This window comes from Prevotella sp. S7-1-8, from assembly GCF_000758925.1.
Lineage (GTDB): Bacteria > Bacteroidota > Bacteroidia > Bacteroidales > Bacteroidaceae > Prevotella.
On sequence record NZ_JRNC01000039.1, the window covers coordinates 1 to 22,900 of the forward strand.

11 protein-coding genes are annotated in these 22,900 nt (G+C 47.0%); 3 read left to right on the forward strand and 8 right to left on the reverse strand.

The annotated features are described in order from the left end of the window. Positions 1-406: 406 nt before the first annotated feature. The 5 genes from HMPREF1640_RS06855 to feoB form a co-directional block, all read right to left on the reverse strand. Complete coding sequence (locus HMPREF1640_RS06855; RefSeq protein ID WP_036893495.1) at positions 407-1,042, reverse strand: DedA family protein; 636 nt, start codon at positions 1,040-1,042, stop codon at positions 407-409. A 168-nt stretch (positions 1,043-1,210) separates the two neighbouring features. Continuing rightward, positions 1,211-2,926: a glutamine--tRNA ligase/YqeY domain fusion protein gene (locus HMPREF1640_RS06860; RefSeq protein WP_036893496.1), complete on the reverse strand. Its 1,716-nt coding sequence runs from the start codon at positions 2,924-2,926 to the stop codon at positions 1,211-1,213. Between the two features lie 276 nt (positions 2,927-3,202). Further along, complete coding sequence (mltG, locus tag HMPREF1640_RS06865; protein ID WP_369699825.1) at positions 3,203-4,249, reverse strand: endolytic transglycosylase MltG; 1,047 nt, start codon at positions 4,247-4,249, stop codon at positions 3,203-3,205. Between the two features lie 225 nt (positions 4,250-4,474). Beyond that, a complete protein-coding gene (locus tag HMPREF1640_RS06870; RefSeq protein ID WP_036893498.1) occupies positions 4,475-6,763 on the reverse strand; it encodes an NADP-dependent malic enzyme in 2,289 nt (762 codons plus the stop codon). Positions 6,764-7,036: 273 nt separating this feature from the next. Continuing rightward, positions 7,037-9,544, reverse strand: a complete 2,508-nt coding sequence (gene feoB, locus HMPREF1640_RS06875; RefSeq protein WP_036893499.1) for a ferrous iron transport protein B — start codon at positions 9,542-9,544, stop codon at positions 7,037-7,039. 182 nt (positions 9,545-9,726) lie between these two features. Here feoB and HMPREF1640_RS06880 point away from each other — a divergent pair, with 182 nt between their 5' ends. From HMPREF1640_RS06880 to HMPREF1640_RS06890, 3 genes are read left to right on the forward strand one after another with little or no spacing between them, the layout of a single operon-like run. After that, positions 9,727-10,710, forward strand: coding sequence for a Gfo/Idh/MocA family protein (locus tag HMPREF1640_RS06880; protein WP_036893500.1), 984 nt, complete (start codon positions 9,727-9,729; stop codon positions 10,708-10,710). Between the two features lie 11 nt (positions 10,711-10,721). Then, on the forward strand, positions 10,722-11,822 hold the full coding sequence (locus HMPREF1640_RS06885; RefSeq protein WP_231565858.1) for a DUF4421 domain-containing protein: 1,101 nt from the start codon (positions 10,722-10,724) through the stop codon (positions 11,820-11,822). A gap of 3 nt (positions 11,823-11,825) precedes the next feature. Beyond that, on the forward strand, positions 11,826-12,683 hold the full coding sequence (locus HMPREF1640_RS06890) for an N-acetylmuramoyl-L-alanine amidase-like domain-containing protein (protein WP_036893501.1): 858 nt from the start codon (positions 11,826-11,828) through the stop codon (positions 12,681-12,683). A 1,060-nt stretch (positions 12,684-13,743) separates the two neighbouring features. Here the strand turns inward: HMPREF1640_RS06890 and rpsA are convergent. The 3 genes from rpsA to HMPREF1640_RS06905 form a co-directional block, all read right to left on the reverse strand. Then, positions 13,744-15,513: a 30S ribosomal protein S1 gene (gene rpsA / locus HMPREF1640_RS06895; protein ID WP_036893502.1), complete on the reverse strand. Its 1,770-nt coding sequence runs from the start codon at positions 15,511-15,513 to the stop codon at positions 13,744-13,746. A gap of 392 nt (positions 15,514-15,905) precedes the next feature. Further along, positions 15,906-18,227, reverse strand: coding sequence for a BamA/TamA family outer membrane protein (locus tag HMPREF1640_RS06900; protein ID WP_036893503.1), 2,322 nt, complete (start codon positions 18,225-18,227; stop codon positions 15,906-15,908). After that, complete coding sequence (locus HMPREF1640_RS06905) at positions 18,224-22,846, reverse strand: translocation/assembly module TamB domain-containing protein (protein WP_036893504.1); 4,623 nt, start codon at positions 22,844-22,846, stop codon at positions 18,224-18,226. Before HMPREF1640_RS06905 ends, HMPREF1640_RS06900 begins: the two co-directional genes overlap by 4 nt. Positions 22,847-22,900: the final 54 nt, after the last annotated feature.

A 22,900-nucleotide genomic window follows, 5' to 3' on the forward strand; every position in this document is an offset into this window, starting at 1 on the left:
AGTTGTTTTACAGTAAAATATGGTATTGGGCAAGTAGAAAAGTCATCCTGCAAACAAAAGTTCAAAATGTGATAAACGTGTTTAAGCCCTAATCGGCTTGCGTTCAAGGTCAAATGAGGCGACGATTAAAGCTCAACGGCAACGCCATTGGTGCCCAAACGGTATGTGATTGGATAGCAAACGCAGCATGACAAACAAGCCACGGTATCAAATTTTGCGAGCGATTTGAAGCAAACCGTTGTTAAACAGCACAATACGAAATACGCTCATACTTCGCGTATTTGAAAAAATATAGCCCCGGTTTGGAAACACGCGAGATACGAGCGCGATTTTGTAAGAGAAATTCAAAAGATTAAACCGTGGCTCGCGCAGTTGCTTCCCTGAGCAAAAAAAGGCTTAAAATTGACTATTCAGCGGCTGTGCGTTTTCTTTTCAGCCACCACTTGACGGCAAAGTAGAGCGCGACGACGGCCACCAAGGCTATGATGACAATCTTGATATACTCGCCATATTCCATGATCTTGTCATTGAGTTGGTCTTCGGGCACGACGGCGTGGAGGTACCAACCGAGACCGGCGAGAATGGCATGCCAGCTGCCAGCCCCTGCCGTGGTGTAGAGCAGGAATTTCCAGTAGTTCATCTTTGACAACCCGGCTGGTATGGATATGAGGTGCCTGATGCCGGGGATGAGGCGCCCGGTGATGGTGGCCACCAAGCCATGGTTGTTGAAATATCGCTCGCTGTGCTCCACTTTTTGCTGGTTGAGCAGGCACATGCGCCCCCATTTGCTGTTTGCAAACCTATAGATGACTGGGCGCCCGAGATAGTAACCGGCCAAGTAGTTGATAGAAGCGCCGCAATCCGCGCCTATCGTTGCCATGAGCACGACCATCCATACGTCCAGATTGCCAGCGGCGGCATGGTATGCGGCTGGAGCCACGACAAGTTCGGAGGGCACGGGGATGACCGTGCTCTCCAAGAGCATGAGAAAGAAAACCGTGCCGTAGTTGAGATTGCCAAGAAGCGATGAGAAAATATCCATGATGAAGATGCGAAGCCGTTACAGAACTGTCAATGGCAAATTAAGATGAAAATGATAAATGAAATGTCTATGGAAGCGCGCGCGATTGTCCGCGAAGCCTCCATGTGATAAGCCCGGCCAATACGCGGCAACGCGCCTAAGCTGGCAGCGCGCCGCCAATCGGTCTTCTTACTTGTTCTTCTTGGCCCAAGTGTCTTTCAAACCTACGGTCTTGTTGAACACAGGTTTGTCATCTTGACTGTCAAAATCGGCCATGAAATAACCCAAACGAATGAACTGCAAGTACTCGCCGGGCTTGCGCTCGGCGGCGTATCGCTCCACGTAGCAATCTCGGTTCACGCGCAGCGACTCAGGATTGAGCAATTCATGGAAGTCTCGACCATCCGCGGCGGGGTTTTCCACAAAGAACAACCTGTCGTACTCGCGAACCTCGGCCTTGACGCAATGGTCGGCGCTCACCCAGTGGAGCGTGCCTTTCACCTTGCGGTTGGCGCCCTCAAGACCACTCTTGCTCAACGCGTCGTATTCGGCCTGAACCTCCGTGATGTTTCCGTCGGCATCCTTGACGCATCCAGTGCATTTCACGATGTAAGCGTTCTTTAGGCGCACCTCGCGTCCCGGTGTCATGCGGAAAAACTTCTTCGGCGCGTCTTCCATAAAGTCGTCGCGCTCCATCCATAGCGTGCGCGAGAAGGTAATGGTGTGGCTGCCGGCGTCTTCCCGCTCAGGATTGTTCTCGGCCACGAGCTCCTCGGTTTGCCCCTCGGGATAGTTGGTGATGACAAGACGCACGGGGTTTAGCACCGCTGATACGCGCGTGGCCTTCTTGTTGAGGTCTTCTCTAACGGCCGCTTCCAACAGGGCCATGTCGTTGAGGGCGTCAAACTTGGTGTATCCGATGCTCTTGATAAAGTTGCGCACCGACTCAGGCGAGTAGCCACGGCGACGCATGCCGCACAGGGTGGGCATACGCGGGTCGTCCCATCCGTTGACAAGATGTTCCTCGACGAGCTGGTGCAGCTTGCGTTTGGACATCACGGTGTAGGTGAGATTGAGGCGGTTGAACTCGATCTGCCTGGGCCGATTGTCGCCCAATCCTTGCGCCGCCGTGCCGTCATACTCCTTGAGATAGTCGACGAACTTGTCGTAAAGTGGGCGGTGAGGCACGAACTCGAGCGTGCAGATGGAGTGTGTCACGCCCTCGAAATAGTCGCTTTGGCCATGCGCGAAATCGTACATGGGATAGCAGTGCCACGTTGTTCCGGTGCGGTGGTGTGGCGTATGGATGACGCGATAGATTACAGGGTCGCGAAAATGCATATTGGGGTTGGCCATGTCCATCTTGGCGCGCAGCACCATTGAGCCTTCCTTGGCCTCGGCAGTGTTCATAAATTGGAATAGGCGCAAGTTCTCCTCGATGGGCCTGTCGCGATATGGACTGGCCTGTCCGGGCGTGGTGGGCGTGCCTTTCTGCTGGGCTATCTGCTCGGAGGTCTGCTCGTCCACATAGGCGCGGCCCTGCCGGATCATCCAAACGGCGAAGTCCCAAAGTTTCTGAAAATAATCAGAGGCATAGTAAATATTATTCCACTTGAACCCTAACCAAGATATATCGCTGAGGATATTTTCCACATACTCGTTGTTTTCTTTTGACGGGTTTGTATCGTCGAAACGCAGATTGCATACGCCATTATATTTCTCGGCTATCCCAAAATCTATACAAATGGCCTTGGCATGGCCTATGTGGAGATATCCGTTGGGCTCTGGGGGAAACCGGGTTTGTATGCGTCCGCCGTTTTTGCCCTCGGCCAAATCTTCCTCAACAAACTGCTCCACGAAGCTCAACCCTGTCTTTTTCTCGGTGATATTCTCTTTAGTGTCCATGTTTATATATTGTTACTTTTATAGTTACGTGCAAAGTTAGGTATTTTTCAAGAATTAATATCAGGAATGTTACAAAAGAAATACAAAAAGATTTGCACTTTTCATTAAATTGTTTTAACTTTGCAATCGTTATCCTGAATACAATCTTTTTACCTTAATGAAAAGGCTAATACCTATTGAGAATAATGGCGTTCACTGTGAAGTGAGCGCCATTTTTTTGTGTACGCAAATCGGATAACCGTATGGGCGTGCCACCACCCACCTCGCATGCTCATCTCATTTGATGCCACGCTCGTTCAACGCGGTGGCGTAACGGCGCGCGTTGGCGATGTGCTCCTCGTAAGTTGTCGCGAAATTGTGCGTGCCGCTAAGATCTTCTTTGGCACACATATACAGATAGTTGTGGCGCGTCATGTTCAGCACCGCGTCTATTCCTGCCACTGTTGGTATGCGGATGGGTCCCGGTGGCAATCCGGGATACCGGTAAGTGTTGTACGGACTGTCTATGTGAAGCAGCTTGTTATAGATGCGCTTGAGGTCGAACATGTGCCATGCGAACTTGATGGTAGGGTCGGCTTGAAGTGGCATGCCCTCCGGATATTTTTCGTCGCGCAGTGTCAGCCGATTGTAATACATGCCTGCCACCATGGGTTTTTCTTTGTCGTTAGCTGTCTCTTCGTCCACAATGCTGGCCAATGTGGTGACCTCTATGGGCGTGAGTTTAAGGTGTTGGGCTTTGGACAAGCGGTCTTCGTTCCAAAATTTTTTGTTCTCCTTGCTCATGTATTCCAGCAGTTGGTCCACAGATACATTCCAATACACCTCGTAAGTGTTGGGTATGAACATCGCGGCGATGGTGAGCGTGTCGTAACCCAGCTTGCGACACACCGTTGGGTCTTTTAGCGCGTGGGCAAGCTCCACACTGTCGACCATCAGTTTGCCAGCCAATTTTCCGGCCAGGTCGTTCAAGGTTCGCACGCTTGGAACTGTGAGCTTAAGGGGCTTTTGCATGCCATTTTTGAAATGGCGAAACAAAAAGAGCGTTCCTATTTTGGGCGTTATCTCATAGCGACCGGGATGCACCTTTTGTTGCAAACTGCTATGGCGAGCCAGCGTGCAGAAAGCGTGGAAACAACGCTTGTCGGCCACAGGCTCAAGTTTTGCGAGCAAGGAGTCGTAGGTGTCGTCCGAGTCAATGTAGACATAACTTGTCTCTTTCAAGCGCGAAAAGGGCGTGAAGAAGTAATAATAGCTCATTCCGGCCAGTACCATGACGCACAACAATATTGGCACAAGGTACCGTTTCTTGATTTCTTGATTAATTTTCATATCCTACAAAATTCGGTGCAAAGATACGTTTAAATAGCAAACACAGCAAGAAATTTGTGTTTTATCTTGATGACAAAAACAATATATGAATGGAATACGGTTTTGTCGCGATATAAATGGTCTACGCGAGAGCGTGGCAACATAATGGAAATACCCAGCGAAAACATGGTTGTCATTCGCTGGGAATTGATGAAATATGCCTGTTTAATGGTGTGTCGATTACTTTTTGCGTGTCATTTTCTCCACATAAGCGTCTACCACAGCCACGGCAGTGACATTGACTACGCTCTGAACGGAGGCCTCGAAATCGGTGAAATGGATGGGCTTGTTCAGCCCCATCTGTATCGGCCCGATAATCTCCACGTCGGGATCCAACGCCTGCAACAATTTGTAGCTGCCATTGGCCGAGCTCATGTTGGGGAAAACCAACGTGTTGACGTTGCGTCCTTTCAATTTGTTAAAAGGATATTTGTCGTCGCGCAGACTTTGGTCTAACGCGAAATTGACCTGCATCTCACCATCAATGGCCAAATGCGGATATTTTTCCTGCATGCGCTCAACAGCATGATGCACCGCCAAAGGCGACCCCACGCTATCGGTCCCAAAGTTGGAGTAGCTAATCATGGCAATCACGGGCTCGGTGTTGAAGAACCTGACCGTATGAGCCGAGAGCCGCGCCACGTCGTACAAGACGTTTTGGTCGGGATGCCGATTGATAAGGGTGTCGGCTAAAAAGAAGATGCCTTTCTTGGTGTTCAAGATATGCATTGTCCCGAAAGTTTCGTACGCAGGGCGTATGCCTACGACCTCCTTGGCCACCTTGATGGTATTGCTGTATTTGGTATAGAGACCTGTAACAAAAGCGTCTGCGTCGCCCTGCTCCACCATCGACATGCCAAAATAGTTGCGTTCGTACATTTTGTCGTAGGCCTCCTCGAACGTGTAGCCTTGACGGGCGAGCCTTTCTGACAGGTGCTTGGCATAGGTGGCGCGTCGCCCTTGCTCCTTGTCGGCGCGCATGTCTATTATCTCCACGCCTGTCAAATCTATTTTCAATCGGTTGGCGATACGGCGCAATCTGTCCGGGTTGCCTAACAGGATGGGGTAGCAAATGCCCTCTTGCCGCGCTTGCACGGCGGCTTGCATCATCGTGGCATGGCCGCCTTCGGCAAACACCACACGTTGCGGATGCAATGCCGCGGTGGCGTGTAGCGCGCGCGTGAACTTGGTCTCCTGTCCCAACAACTGACGCAAACGATCTTTGTAAGCAGCCCAATCGGTGATGGTTGAACGTGCCACGCCGCTCTCGATAGCCGCTCGTGCCACCGCTGATGACACCTCGGTGATGAGCCTTGGGTCAACAGGCTTCGGTATAAAATAGTCGGGGCCAAACGTCAAGTTGTTCACGTGATAGGTTTGGTTGACAATGTCGGGTATGGGTTGCTTGGCCAAGTCGGCTATGGCATGCACGGCCGCGAGTTTCATCTCCTCATTGATGGCGCGGGCGTGGACGTCAAGCGCACCCCTGAAAATGTAGGGGAAACCAATGACATTGTTTATCTGGTTGGGATAATCGGAGCGCCCCGTGGCCATGATCACATCCGGGCGACTGGCGACGGCGTCATCGTAGCTAATCTCCGGGATGGGATTGGCGAGCGCGAAGACAATGGGCTTGTCGGCCATGGACCGCACCATGTCTTGAGTGAGAATGTTGCCTTTGGAGAGGCCCACGAACACGTCGGCTCCCTTGATGGCCTCTTCCAACGTGTGAACGTCACGGCGCGAAGTGGCAAACTCTTTCTTTTGCTCCGTGAGATTGGCCCGGTCTGAGGTGATGACGCCCTTGGAATCTAACATCACGACGTTTTCCTTGTTCACGCCCAAAGCCACATAGAGCTTCGTGCAGCTAATGGCCGCGGCGCCCGCTCCGTTCACCACAATCTTCACTTTGGCTATATCCTTGCCGGCAACCTCCAGCGCGTTTTTCAAACCGGCGGCCGAAATGATAGCCGTGCCGTGCTGGTCGTCGTGCATGACTGGTATGTCAAGCGTCTTCCTGAGTCGTTGTTCTATATAAAAACACTCTGGCGCCTTGATATCCTCGAGGTTGATGCCTCCAAAAGACGGAGCGATACGCTCCACGGCCTCGCAAAACTTCTCGGGGTCTTGCTCGTCCACTTCTATATCAAAGACATCCACTCCACCATAAATCTTAAACAGCAAGCCCTTGCCTTCCATCACCGGCTTGCCACTCATGGCGCCGATATTGCCCAATCCCAAAACAGCCGTGCCGTTGGAAATGACGGCCACCAAGTTGCCTTTGTTGGTGTATCTGTAAGCGTCGTCAGGGTTCTGTTGTATTTCAATACAAGGATAAGCCACTCCCGGCGAGTAGGCCAAACTAAGGTCTGTCTGTGTTCTGTGAGGTTTGGTTGGCTTGACCTCGATTTTCCCGGGCCTACCCTTCTCATGGTATTCGAGGGCCGCCTCTTTTGTTATCTTTACCATTGTACTACATTTTTAAAGTCTTCCACGCTGGTCATCCATCAAGCGAGGGCCGCGCGTTGCTTATAAATATATGAACAAAGTTAAAACATTTATTTATGAATAGGAAAGATTAGTGAAGGAAAATACAAGCCTTTGTACTTTTTAAACAATCGGTTAAAAGCGCAATGGCCCACTTGTTGCCACATTGTTATCCGCACATGGCAAAACATAGCTCTATACGCTTTTTTGTTTTTTCGCGTCAGATAAAGGCCACTGCGGCAGGGAATGTCCGCGCTATTGGATAAACAGGCAACCTACTTGATACACCGCGGCAGACACCACCCAAGCCAAAAGCGTGGTGTAAACAGCCCCGAAGATAGCCCATTTCCACGTTCCTGTTTCCTCCTTGATGGCGGCGATGGTGGCTACGCAGGGGAAATAGAGCAGCACAAAGAGCAAGAAGCAATAAGCCGTGAGCATGGCGAGAGGTTCCACTTCGGTCTCTGTCATACCGTGCATCCTCGCCAAGTCGGTTGTGATCTGATGGCGCAACTTGTAATATTTGTCTCTGTTGACACCGTCGGCCGCATCGGAAAAATCATCGTCGTTTACATAGAGCACGCCCAACGTGGACGCAACGATCTCTTTGGCCCCCACGCCAGCCAGAAGCCCCACGTCCAATCGCCAGTTGAAACCCTGCGCCTCGAAAACAGGCTGAATGGCCTTGCCTATCCGGCCGATGTAGCTCTGCTCCTGTTGTTGGCGAGCAGAGAGGCTGTCATCGTGTGGAAAATAGCCCAAAGCCCATACTATAACGCTGGCCACCAAGATGATGCCACCCATCTTCTTGAGGTACTGGCGACCTTTCTCCCACGTGTGCCTGAGCACAGCTTTGGTCGTGGGAAAACGGTAAGGTGGCAGCTCCATGACAAAAGGTGTGTCTTCGCCTTTCATAAAAACGCCCGTGAACAGCTTGCTGACAACGATGGCCATGAGGATGCCCAGCATATAAAGAGACAGCATGATGAGCCATTGGAATTTCAGGGCGAAAAATGTACCTATAATCATTATATAAATAGGTATGCGCGCCTCGCAACTCATGAGGGGCAAGATGAGCATCGTGACCAATCGCGAGCGGTAACTCTCAATGGTGCGCGTGGCCATGATGGCAGGAACATTGCAACCAAACCCCATGATGAGAGGGATGAATGATTTGCCATGCAAGCCTATCCGGTGCATGAGCTTGTCCATGATAAACGCCGCGCGCGACATGTAGCCGGAGTCTTCCATGAACGAGATGAAAAGGTAAAGGATAAGAATTTGGGGCAAAAAAACGATAACGGCGCCCACGCCTCCAAGTATGCCATCCACAAGCATGGCTTTGACCGGACCATCTGGCAAGACCTCGCTGATCGTGCCACCAAGCCATGCCACGCCACTTTCTATCAAGTCTTTGGGATAGGCACCAAGCGTGAACGTCACGAAAAACATTAGGCAAAGCACCGCTACGAATATAGGAAAACCTATGACTCGATGCGTCAAAATATGGTCGAGCAGATGCGTCATCCTGTATGTATCCTCCTTGGTCCCAGTGTAATAATTGGCCTCTTTGAGCGCGCCATGTATAAAACCGTACTTGGCATCGGTAATGGTGGTTTCCAAATCTTCATTGGTTTCCTCCATGACTCGGCGAGCAGTCTTGTCTCGATGGCGAAAAATCTTGTCGGCATCTGCGAATTGACGCACATATTTCTCCATCTCGCTGTCGCGCTCCAACAACTTGATGGCCATGTATCGAGTGGAATATCGCTCGCGCACATTAGGCTCTGCCTTGAGATGTTCTTGCAAGAACATGATGCCACGCTCTATCTCATGGCCATAATTGATGTGTATATGACGATAAGTTGGAGTTTGATCTTCCGTGCCTTCGTATGTATCAACTATCTTCCTAAAAAGTTCGTCCACGCCCTCGCCAGTCTTAAAAACGGTGGGTATCATGGGCACGCCAAACAGCTCGGAAAGCTTGCGGTGGTCTATATTGTCGCCCCTGCGCTGTGTCTCGTCAAACATGTTGAGAGCCACTACCATGCGCACGTGCATGTCAATGAGTTGGGTTGTAAGATAGAGGTTGCGCTCAAGATTGGACGAGTCGATGACATTGATCACCACGTCTGGCATTTTCTCCACCAGCTGTTTCCTCACATAGAGTTCCTCGGGGGAGTAAGCGGAAAGTGAATAAGTGCCCGGAAGATCCACCAACACTATGCGATAGCCCTGCCAGTTGACATACCCCTCCTTGGCATCGACCGTCACGCCAGAGTAGTTGCCCACGTTCTCATGGGCGCCTGAGACATAATTAAACAATGATGTCTTGCCGCAATTGGGGTTGCCCACCAAGGCCACGCCAATGGTGCGATGCCGCTGCATGGCAGCAGCCTCTATTTGCGCGTCGCTCAAATGGTTGGGGGCGACACCATGCGCATGGTCTTCCATGCTAGCCTTCGGCTCCATTTCCATATCGCGCACATTGGCACTGTCAGAACTTTGAGGAGAGTGGGCTCTCAAAGCTATGGCCTCTCGTTCTGTCATCACCTCTATCATGGCAGCCTCGCTGTGTCGGAGGCTCACCTCGTAGTCCATGATTTTGTATTTGACAGGATCTCTCAAAGGGGCGTTTAACAATACTTCAACCTTCTTTCCCTTGACAAATCCCATTTCGATGATGCGTTTACGAAAGCCACCATGACCATTCACCCTGACTATGATACCACTTTCGCCATTGTGCAATTCTGATAATCTCATTGAAACGTCGTTATAGTGTTGCAAAGATACGAAGTTTTCCAAAGATAGGCGTTAAGACTTGCCAAGAATACCTACAAATGGTGATGCCAAGAAAGGTGAATGGAAAATATTGATGGATATTTAGATGTCCTACGGGCGCTTTACGAGAGATTTTATTATCTTTGCAACAAAGTGAAAGATATATGAAAGAGATAAGTTGGGGCTTTATTGGCTGCGGAGAGGTAACCGAAAAAAAATCGGGACCGGCTTTTAACATAATAAAAGGTTCGCACGTGGAGGCGGTGATGTCGCGCAATGCCGAGAAAACACGCGCTTATGCGGAACGGCACCATATCAAGAAATGGTACACGGACGCACAGCAGCTCATCGGCGACCCGGACATAAACGCCATCTACATTGCCACGCCCCCATCCAGCCACGCCACATATGCGGTGATGGCCATGCGCGCGGGTAAACCTTGCTATGTGGAGAAGCCACTTGCGGCAAGCTATGACGATTGTTTGCGCATTAACAGGATTAGCGAGCGGACGGGCGTGCCATGTTTCGTGGCCTACTACAGACGCTACCTACCCTATTTTAACAAGGTGAAAGAGATCGTCAACGATGGCACGCTGGGTAAAATTCTAAACGTGCAAATACAATTCTCCGTTCCGCCTCGCGATCTCGACCGCAACGCAAACGCTCGGTTGCCTTGGCGATTGCAACCGGACATATCGGGGGGCGGCTATTTCTACGACTTGGCGCCGCACCAGCTTGACATCCTGCAAGAACTCTTCGGAGTCATTATCAGGGCGCACGGCTACCCTGCCAACCGAGGGCACTTGTACCAGGCAGAAGACACTATCAGCGCTTGCTATCTCTTTGAAAATGGCATTCCGGGCAGTGCCTCTTGGTGTTTCGTGGGGCACGAGAGCGCCAAGGAGGACAGTATCACCGTGGTGGGTGACAGGGGATCGCTGGTTTTTTCCGTTTATAACTATACGCCTATACACCTGATGACTGTGGATGGAGAGACGCATATCGACGTACCCAATCCAAAATATGTGCAATTGCCCATCATCCGATCGGTGATAGAGCATTTGCAAGGCGTAGGTTTTTGTAGTTGCACCAGCGTGAGCGCCACGCCCGTGAATTGGGTGATGGATCGCATTTTAGGTAAATTTTAATTTTCATGCGGATGAGATTGTCTTGTATAGTCATAGCTTTAACGCTATCAACTCATCTCTTCGGCGCGGTCATTGACACCACAGACATGACACGCGAGGAAAACTACCACCAAGAACATGGCTCAAAATTCCTGCACAAGATATATGAGTTGGTGAAAACATTCTCGGTCGTTGACACTGACTATGTGGAACCGCAGCACTACAATTACACGTTTATGCTGCAAAACACTAACTCTTATGAGTTATATCAGCTACGCAATGAGACTGGCGGCAAAATAGTGTTCGCACCCGAGCCAGCCTACAAACTTGGACCTTACTTCGGTTGGCGCTGGATATTTCTGGGCTATACCATCGACTTGGCTCATTTGAATGACAACAATGGCCGGTTGGATTTCAACCTCAGCCTATACAGTAACCAGATAGGCATAGACCTGTTTTATCGCAAGTCGGGCAACTCTTACCGGATAAACAGCATCACCTTTGAAAAGCCTTATGATACCTCTGCCATGAGCGGCACACGGTTTGATGGTTTCAGAACAAGCGTAAAAGGCTTTAATATATACTATATCTTTAACCATCAAAAATTCTCTTACCCAGCCGCTTACAGCCAGAGCACCGTGCAACGACGCTCGTGCGGAAGTCTAATAGCGGGCATAGGATACACCAAACATAAACTGAACATTGACTGGTTAAAATTGGATGACATGATAAAGCATCGACTGGGCGATGCCTATTCCTCGGAGATAATTGACACCACCATTGTGACATCAAAAGTGGATTACACCGACTACTCTGTATCTACAGGCTATGCTTACAACTGGGTTTTTGCGCACAATTGGCTATTGGACGTATCATTACAGTTGGGATTGGCTTACAAACATTCCAACAAAGGAACGCGGACAGCCGCCGCAGAATATCACAAAGATTTTCATTTTCGCAATTTCAACCTTGACGGCATAACAAGATTGGGGCTTGTATGGAACAACACCAAGTGGTTTGCCGGCGCCAACGCCATCTTTCACACATACAATTATCGCAAGAGCAAGTTCTCGACGAACAACACATTCGGCAACGTTAATATATATGTGGGATTTAATTTCGGAAAACGATAAGCTATGGTAACGTATAAAAATATATTCATCTCGCTGTTGTTTCTTTGTCCATGTTATGCAGGGCACGCAGCCAAACCCGACTATTGGCGCGGCGATTCCATCAAGGTGGCACAGCTGTTGAGAAAAGCCTCGCTATTAAACTCAGGTTCAAATCTTATGATTTATTTTGCGAGAGAGCTTCGCGGCTTGCCCTACATGGCTAAAACATTGGAAAGAAACAAGGAGGAGCGACTTGTCATCAATCTTCGCCAAATGGACTGTACCACATACGTTGAGACTGTATTGGCTCTAACCATGTGCGCAAAAAAAGGCCACGCCACATTCGATCAGTTTGTACGAAACTTACGAATGGTGAGATATGAGGACGGAGCGGTGACCTATCCCAAGCGTATGCACTATTTCACACATTGGATAAATGAGAACATCAAAAAAAACATCGTCGCGCCAATACCCGAACCCCAAGAGCTGTTCACGGCAACACAGACGGTAAAAGCGTACTACATGACAACCCATGCTCACCGCTACCCCATGATGGCTAAAGACAAATGGATGACGAGAGAGATACGCCAGATGGAACAACGTATCACAGGAAAGCAATATGCTTACATTCCCAAGAGCCGTTTAAATGACAGTGCCACGTTAAGACAGACCATCAAGGATGGAGATATCATTGCCATTCTTACATCGAGGGCCGGATTGGACACAAGCCATATTGGCATCGCCGTGTGGCATAGCGACGGACTGCACATGCTTAACGCCTCTTCTGTCCATCATAAAGTGGTTGAAGAACCCATGCTCCTGAAGCAATATATGATGAGACACCCCTCACAAATAGGCATTCGCGTGGTACGCCCCTTGTAATAAATTGGTTGCTGTCAATCTCCTTTTTTTTTATATTTGATGGCGGCATGGCGCTCCTTTTGGAAAAAGATGAGTTATGGGGATGACTTTGGGGCCGATGTTTTCATGGCCCTGCTGACATTTAATGTGGGCGCTAAAGGATCAGCAGGTATTTGCTTTGGGGGGACGCCGTAGGTTTCCCCTACGATTGTGATAACCATGTATAGCCGCAAACAGGATTAAAGATTGGAAGACATGATGTATGCGTAATGTTCATACGCGCAAATTTCCGCGCGCCCAGACGCTTCTTGTATCCAGTGAAGTTGTCTTCATTCCTTCTTCGCTCCCCACTCTTCTTTCCTTACTTCTTATTCTTCATTTTATAAAATAAAATTACTGTTTTTGGGTCATTGTTTTCGAGTCATCCAGGGCAAAAAAGGCTGTCTTTTTTTGTCAAAACCAAGTAGGGCGTTACAAGAAATCACAAGAGTGCCGCGATTGGCGCTTTCTCATGGCGTGATTAGGCCTTGTTGGCAGCGTGAAAGAGGCTCTATCGCGCCGCGATTGCAACCTTTTCATCATGCCATTTGGCACTCAACCGCAGACCGCGAAACAGGAGAACAAAGATTGTTTTTCAAAATACGCTGAATGTAAGCCGTTTACAAACCACCGCATATTTCGCGTATTTCGGACGAAGGCAAACTTATTTTAAAATAAGCGAAGTTGAGAGGGTTGTTTGTTCAAATAATTGACTATTTCCAATTTTTCAAGAACCGCGCTTGGACCAAGCAGGTTGTTAAAGTAAAAAACTAAAAACGCGCATACATTCCATCGCCATCTTGAAGCGCGCGCGTCCCCCACTCGCCCCCGCATATGTTGTATATGGTGAGTGTCTCATCAAAAAAACACATGGGCATTTATCGTACCAATGGGTTAATCTCAATAGCAAAATGAAACGCCATACTTTTTCCACTGAGCCGTTGTCATGTTTATCCTCGCAATCAGGATAATATCTACTAAAAACCCCTTGAAGTCGAGCAAGCTCTAACTCCAAGGGGAAAAAGTATATTGCGTAAAGGATTTACTTGTTCTCCAAGTCTGCCTTTAACTTAGCTAAAACATCGAGGTCGCCGAGTGACGTGCCCGCAGCAACATTGTTGATAGCGGGGGTGTCATTCTGCTTGCGAGCTCCACTTGTGGCACGACGAGCTTTAGGTTCTTCCTTACCCTCTTCAAACGTACGAGAGTGAGAGAGAATGATTCGGCGCGTCTCCTTGTTAAACTCTATCACCTTGAACGGAAGTTCCTCGCCCAGCTTGGCTTGACTGCCATCTTCCTTGGTGAGATGCTTGGGTGTGGCAAAGCCTTCGCCACCTTCGTCCAATGTGATCACGGCACCCTTGTCCATCAATTCGGTAATTTTTCCTTGATGGATGCTGCCTAACGTATAGATAGTTTCATACGTATCCCAAGGATTATCCTCCAACTGTTTGTGGCCAAGGCTCAAGCGACGGTTTTCCTTGTCTATTTCCAAAACAACCACTTCTATCTCAGCGCCCACGGAAGTGAAATCTGATGGATGCTTAACTTTCTTAGTCCAAGAGAGGTCAGAAATATGGATCAAACCGTCAACGCCCTCTTCAAGCTCCACGAAGATGCCAAAGTTGGTGAAATTGCGCACTTTGGCGGTGTGCTTGCTGCCAACAGGATACTTGGTCTCAATGGTTTCCCATGGATCGTCTTTAAGCTGCTTAATTCCAAGAGACATCTTGCGCTCTTGGCGATCGAGTGTCAGTATCACGGCCTCAACCTCATCGCCTACATGCAAGAACTCTTGTGCGGAACGCAAATGCTGGCTCCAAGACATCTCGCTGACGTGGATAAGGCCCTCTACGCCAGGTTGCACCTCTACAAAAGCGCCATAATCGGCGATAACGACCACCTTGCCCTTGATATGGTCGCCCACTTTGAGATTCTCGTCAAGGGCGTCCCATGGGTGCGGTGTGAGCTGTTTCAAGCCAAGCGCAATACGCTTGCGCTCCTCGTCGAAATCGAGGATAACAACCTTAATCTTGTCATCGAGTGAAACCACTTCGTGAGGATCGCTCACGCGACCCCAAGAAAGATCGGTGATATGAACCAATCCATCAACGCCGCCGAGATCGACAAATACTCCGTATGACGTGATGTTCTTGACTGTACCCTCAAGCACTTGACCTTTCTCCAAGTGAGAGATGATTTCTTTTTTCTGTGCTTCCAACTCAGCCTCAATAAGGGCTTTATGTGAAACCACTACATTGCGGAACTCTTGGTTAATCTTAACAACTTTGAATTCCATTGTCTTTCCTACGAATACGTCGTAGTCGCGAATAGGATGCACGTCAATTTGGCTGCCGGGAAGGAATGCCTCTATACCAAAAACGTCCACGATCATGCCACCCTTGGTGCGGCACTTGATATAGCCCTGTACTATCTCATCATTATCAAAGGCATTGTTAATGAGATCCCAACTCTTGGTGAGACGGGCTTTCTTGTGAGAAAGAACCAATTGGCCTTTCTTGTCTTCTTGATCTTCTACATAAACTTCAACCTTGTCGCCAACCTTTAATTCTGGATTGTAACGAAATTCTGAAGCAGGAATGATACCATCGCTTTTGTAGCCAATGTTAACGACAACTTCTTTCTTATCCAAAGAAATGACCGTGCCCTCAACTACTTCGTGTTCCTGAATCTTGTTCAGGGTTTCATCGTATGCCTTGGCAAGGGTGTCTTTTGAGCCTTGCGCGGCACCGTTTTCAAATTCATCCCAGTCGAAATTTTCTAAAGGCTGAATGTTTTCTAAATTAGACATAAATGATTAATTAAATTATTAATAAAGTTAGACTTTATGATATTGGAATATGGATATTTTTAACCCATACCCATGATTGGTTTGCAAAATTAGTGTTTTTTTGCTGTTTACTCCTATAAGACAACTACTTTCTTCTCGGCTTTTACACTGTTTAACACTTCGTGTCGATTGACCAACCACTTTGTTATCGACTTTTTTATTGGTTCCGTGAAAACGGAGCAGGTTAGTACAAATGAAAGGCGCATGAATTTAGCACGGATTAGCGGGACGAAATGTCATCACTATTAATACCACCATTATTTGAAAGACAATCTCTTGCAAGTGAATTATTCGCCATTTTTAGTATTTGGCGAAAGTGAAAAAATGAGCTTTACAATCACGTTCCAATAGGGTTAGAATGGATAACCTACCGCTAAATGAACACTCTGACTGTCTTTGAACGCTCCTACGTTGTAGAAGCCAGGCTTATAAGGCACGTGCAACCCCAAGCCCCAATCCAAGCGAATGACCATGAAGTCAAGGTCGTAACGCAAGCCGACACCGGTGCCGAAAGCTAAATCCTTAGGAACATCCTTCAATTTAAACTTGGCTCCTTTGCGTCCGGTATCTCGCGTTTCCCACACATTTCCGGCATCAAGGAACAGCGCGCCATACAGATTTCCGAATAATCGTGGGCGATATTCCAAATTAGCCAATATGCGAATGTCGCCCGTTTGGTCCAGATAAGAAATATTTTTGCTCTCCTCATTATGGTAGCTGCCAGGACCGACGAAACGAACCGTATATGCCCTGATACTGTTAGCCCCACCCACATAGAACTGCTCACTATAAGGAGCGCCGGAAGAATTTCCGTAAGACCAAATCGCGCCCGCGTCTATATGGGCTACCAAACTGCCATGTTCGTCTAAACGCCAAGTCTTGACAAACTCTGTCTCAAACTTGACAAACTGCGCATAAGGATTGAGAAATAGCTGTTTGTTCTTCTCGTTCCATTTTTTCCCGCCTATCATATTGGCCAAGGACAAAATATTTCCAGCCTCACTGACAGTGGCTTGAAACCATATAGGGCTACGGTATGAGGCAGGGCTGGTGTATGTGTAGACATATTGCATCTTGGGCACGAATTGATCGCGCATGGTATAGTACAAATATGGGTTGGCCTTCATGATAGTATCGAATGCAGCCGTGGAGCTTCGCATAAATTCGTATGAAAAGATAAAAGGACTGATTTGATGACGGCTTGTGGCGGACTGTTGGATGTTATAGGTCCACTCTCCAGAGACAACATGTCGATTGAAATAGTTGGACCTGTTAATAGCGTCTAATGACAATTTAACCATTGTGGTGGGTGATGAGACATAACGATTTCGACGGAAACGACGATAGGACCGCTGACGGAAGATATCTACCAAGGGAATGACCAACCGAGGAAACTGAAGGGAAATGTCGAATCCATACGCGTAGCTGTTGAAACCAGCTGAGGAACCTTCTTGGCTATTTGTTTGCCATTCGTAATTGCCACGCAAATTTATATCAAACAGTTCGCCGCCATGAAAAGCGTTGCGCTTGGCCAGGCCGACAACCGCGCCGGGACCAAAGCAATTATTGGTCTTGCCCGTCATGTTAGCCTTGATATAAAAATCATAAGGTTTGTCCAATAGACAATTGAGGCGCACGTCAAGCGTGTCATTGACGCCTGTAGTATCGCGAGGTGTGAAATTGAATTCCACCATACTAAAGATACCCGTGTTATTTAATCTCATAAAGCTCTCTTCGTGGTCGATATAGTTATACAGTTGACCTGGGCGCATTTTTAGGGCGTTGAAAATGACAGAGGTTCGAACAGGCGTATGCCGACCGTTGAAGCTAACCGCGTGACGACGGCGAGCGATGGTGTCATTGAGTTGCTCCATAAACTGTTTCCTCAACTCGATGTCGATTCTTCCAAGATACCATTTGCGCTTGGCCAATTCCGGTATACCATTTCTTTGTTGAAATTTGAGACGCACTTTCCCGGGCGCTACCAGCGTATCTGCTAAATAAGAAGCGTAAGACGGCTGATAAAAATAAAAACCATTGGCGCGAAACAATTTTGTAATGCGAGAGCGCTCACTTTCGAGCGTGGACACATCAAAGGGGACGCCTGGCTTGACAAGTCTATCGTCCTTGGTGCTATCCAGCAGTAATTGCTCATCGTATGAGAAGTTTTCATAAGACAGCGTGTCAACAGTGAATAGGTGCCCGGCGCTGATCTTGTAGCCAACCTTGGCTTTCTTTGGATTTTTTTGTGGTATAACTTCTGGACTCACATTTCCACGAAAATAGCCATGCGCATGCAAAACCTCCCTGCCCACAGACGCTCTCAGCTCGGGATTGACCGAACTTATGAGCACCGGCTTTGCCCCAAACGACTTGAGCAGCCATTTGTCCAAGGGATTATCGCTGCCCACAAACTCATTCCATATCCACAAGCCAATAGGAAAAGGAGACTTGATAATGCTACTGCCAAAGAGTGAGCCGTTTGGCGCAGCGGCCAAGGCAGCGTTCAATTCTTCTTGTGTAGCGTAAAAATGTTTTCCTTTTTGAGGATATATATATTCTATCTTTTTCATCCCAATGTACAGACGGTCTCCTTCTGGAATGCTCTTCGTGGTGGAGCATCCAACTATTAAGGATGAAATAATAACGCAAAGCGCTGTTCGATATATTTTCATTTCACTACTGTGTCTTTTGACAAGGAGTCGTTCATCTCCATTAAGAGTTTTTCTTTTTTATCAGAACTAAAAATGTCCTTGAAGTGACGCAATTTGCGTTTCCACATAAAGCCACCACCAAACTTGCTGACAACTCCATCCAACCAATCGTAATTATCACGCTCATAGAACAGGTTGAGATACTTGTTGGACGTGGGGCTTAACCTGTATTCAAGTGTTACATTGTCAAAAAAAGTTTCGTTTTGCATGGCAACATCCGCTCCGGAAGACAGCTTGCCACCTACTGCCACGCGCAATCGGTTGTTCCAAAATCTTTTGGCAAACTTGAAAGAATAGTCCGTATGGAAGGCTCCTTTGTCATTAATGGAATTGTCAACGCCAACACTTACATCCAATGTTTGTAACGCTTTGTTAGAAATATGATTGATCTGACTATTGAGGAAAGCGCTCAGGGCGGAGTTTACTGCAAACCCAGAGGCATTGCCTTTGTCAAGATACATGCCCGTGGTGAGCATGGTGATGGCAATCTTGCCTCGTTCCTCCTTGGACATGACCTTTAGCTGATTATGAATATTCATATCTTCAGGCGCGTCGATAATAAACTCCAGCCCCATGTCTTTTAATGTCTTGGTAACGACAACGCCGCTTAAAAACTTTACAAGACGGCCGTCGCCAGATGCCTCACCCACTGTCGCAACAGTTTCCTCGGTGGCCGTCAGGTTGAGTTTGGGGTTCATGGCGTCGCCACGAAACTCTATGTAGCTGCCATCTTGAATACTGAAAGTTTTCAATGGGATAACTGGCAACGAATATTTCATCTCGCCGTTTCCGATGGTATAACGTCCTGTAAGCCTCACGCCATTCACCATATTATATCGAAATCTCATCTCGCCACCACCAACTATATCAATATAATTAGATTTGTCAGCATTGAGATAACAATTGACATGTGCCCCCTCGTCTATATTAATTGACATGTCTACATCTACGCCTGTGATTGGCGGGCGAGAAAACACCTGCTTTGTGGTGTCTCTAAAATCCACAAAATCTACCAAACCTTCCAACTGATTGTCTGTGGAGAGTGGGGAATCTTTGAGTATATATTTCAAGTCGGATGTTCCAAGGACTTGCAACCGTCCGCGCAGTTTCATATTATCCACTACACCACGCATGTCGCCAGCAAAATTGACATACACCTGACCGTAAGCGTCAGAACGCTCTTTTTCCTTGGAATCAACAAGCAAATAGTTTTCCGCGCGCATGCGAACATTCATATACATTCGATCCAAATCCGAAAAATCAAAAAAGCCTCGGATTGTCAAAGGGCTTTCATTATGGGCGAACATCTCAAAATTCTCAAAAAGCAAGCGACTATTTTTGATAGTGACTGGATCGTTGGCACACTTCATTTCCACTCCGTAAGGCTCACTGTAAACATACGTGGAGTCAAGGTACAGCTCGCCATTGATATCCGGGGTGGATAACGTGCCCTTAATATCCAAAGCTCCATCAACATCACCCTTTAGTCCTACGATCTTGTTTGGTATAAAGCCGTTTACCAAATCCAAAGGCATATTCTCCAATGCGAGCGTGGCATCCAAGGCACCTTTGCCAGCGGAATGGTAGGTGCCATTAAGCGCCGCTATCTCGTCTCCATTGTAAGTGAGTATGCCATCAACATAATGACCACCATCGGCGCGTGGCATGTATGTAAATTCAGAACCGATATTGCCCATTTTATTACCCTCGTAAACCATGTCTGCCACATTGACAGACGACGAGACGGAAATCTCGTTATGCGTCTGTATAATATGGAAATCTCCGTTCATAACTCCGGATACATTTGGCATGTAGGGTATCATGGGCAACACTTCGCCCAAATCAAAATGGTGGGTATTTATCGTTACGTCCTGCAAAACATCCTTGTGAGCGTCATTGCTATATATCTGGACGCCCATGCCATCCTTGGCTTGCAAAACCAAATTGGCGCTAACACGCTTGTCGTCTCCAAGGTATACATAGTTACTGTCGTTCACAGAAAACTCTTTGTAGCCAATGATGGGATTTTCCCCAAACAGATGAAAGCTGAAGCCATGCGGCTCCATCACGCCTTGAAGGCCCAGGCGAACTCCAAGCGAGTCATTGGCGTCATACACTCGAGCCGTGGCATAAGTGCCTTTCTCGTTGATAGCACCGTCAAGAAACGCGTTGAACACATGGTGAGGATTATCCTTGCCATTATGTAATTGGGCAAAATAGGTCATATTGGAGCGATTGGAATCTATACGGAAGCGTACTGTGTCTATCTGGAAACTGTCAACAACAAGTGAATCGACATATAAATTTCCATTTAAACCATATGCCGAAGAGGTGGAAAAATCCATAAACACATTATTCGTCGTAAATCCATAATGTTTTAAAACACGACTTATCAAATTGTCTGGCCCTGACACAACGGATATTCGGGAATTAGGAATACAAGCGTATAACCGTTTCTGGTCAATGTATTTATTTTTGATTTGACGTTGCAGTTCTGATGCAAATTTGCCTGTATTCTTGAGCAGTTTCTCATATCCGCCAGATGCGGACAATCTCATACTTAAGTCACCGCTGTCAATATTGGCTTGTGTGGTGTCTCTACGAGTAAGCACATCAAGTGCAATGTCTTCTGGATAAAAGGACACAGAATCATTGCCAAACATGATATTATACATTGCCCCGTTGATATGGTGATTGTGTTTCAAATCGGAACTTAAATTGAGTTTGGCTCTCATTGAAAGCAAGAACGGCTCGTTTGTAACGTGGAGCGCGCGCAGATCGAGACGCTCAAAATCTCCATCGATAACGCCTTGTATCTGCTTGCCCTTGGTTGTGGCATCAATTTTAAACACGCCCTTCATGGCCCTGTTTCGGCTGTTCACAAAGGCCGAAACGCGACCATTCCTCATATTAACTTTAGCATCAATGTGATCCAAATTATATTCGCCATAACTGAATTTTTTGATTTTAGTATTTGCTACCAAATTTGTACCCGAAGACATGAAGTTAGCACCATGTCCTTTGGTTTGGATGGTTCCCGTAAACGCACTCAAATGCATATTTGGAACAAATCGTTGGATTGGGAAGGCATTAGCATTGAGATTGGCTGAATAATTCATTTGTGTGGCACTAAAATCCACTTGTCCATGTAGTTTACCTGTTCCATGCGTCGCTATAAAATTACTTGAATATTTATCACCATTAACACGAATTTTTCCTTTAACTCCAATATCGTTAGGAATGCGCACGTTTTTTCTTGTCTCTTTGTCGAGCAAATGTGTTATGAAACTTACATCATGTGTTTTAACATTCAGATCTATATTAGCTTTGAGATGCCTTGTATCTGTCATATTCTCTACCTTGCCATCTGCTTTTAACTTGAATGCTCCTGGCATACTCACGTTTAGACCTTTTATTAATGTTTTTTGGAGGTTCCCTCTAACCTCTCCAATGGCCACAAGAGGTTTATTGGGCCATCTTCGTGCCATACCGTTGGGAAGTTTTTTTTCAAGGATGGTCATCAAATCTGGTTTGGAGATTTGCCCTTTTATGTTTACGTTAAAAGTTCCAGGATTGGCATCGTCAAACGCATTCATCGCCATGTTACAATCTAATGCTATAGCGGTTCCATCCGCAGTTTTTAGATTTAGGTTAGGCAACGACAACTTGACGCTATCCATCGCAAAGGAGCCCTTTAATAAGTCTACCTGCAAACCACTCTTTTCTCGAAAGGCTCCTTCATGTATTTGCACTTTGATTTTAGATTCAACATAACTAAAATCGTTTGCTCTCAACTTCAAGTTATCCAACTCGATATGATTATAATCAAGACCATTGATTTTAGGTTCATAATTCTTGCTATATCTTATCCTGCTATTGTCACACTTGAATTGGCTTACCGCATAAAGGCCTTTGTTAAAATCAAAATGAGTGTTTCTTGCTGTCGCATGCTTAAAATAAGCATTAGCAGATAACGAATCACGATGCAGATGCAACGTGAAATCTGTATTTTCTACTTTTAAATCGGCCAGATTGACCTTCCATACATTGTTTGATTTCGTGGTGTCAGAAGTAACCGTGTCTTTGAGTTGGACATCTAATATAGCATCCTTTAATACGACATGGTTGATGTTAACGGCCGAATTACCAAAATCTATGCCATGAGCTTTTAAATCAAGGTGTCCTATACTGCCAACAAATCGAGCGGTTGGTATGAAGTGTGAGGTATTTACTTTCATACTATTGACACTCAACTCATCAACCATTATCATTTTATCAAATAATGGCCTGAATTGTATGTCTACAACGACTTTCCTAATATCAGCGACTGTATCCATGACATTACTCAACGAGTCGTTGGATTCCAATACTTGTACGTTCCCCAATGACAAATCAAGCGGAAATGCCAACTTCACCTGGCCGACATTGATTTTTAGCCCCATCTCCTCCGAAGCGTAAGCCGTTACTTGCTTTACTGCCCATTTTTGAAAAGGTGGAAAGTAAAACAAAGAACACAAAGTGGCAAAGAGAAGGATAACGACAAGAACGACTATACCGCTCCACTTGAAAATATTATTCATACATACAGGTTGATACTTGCGCTTGCAAAATAAACAAAAGAAAGGAATAAATAT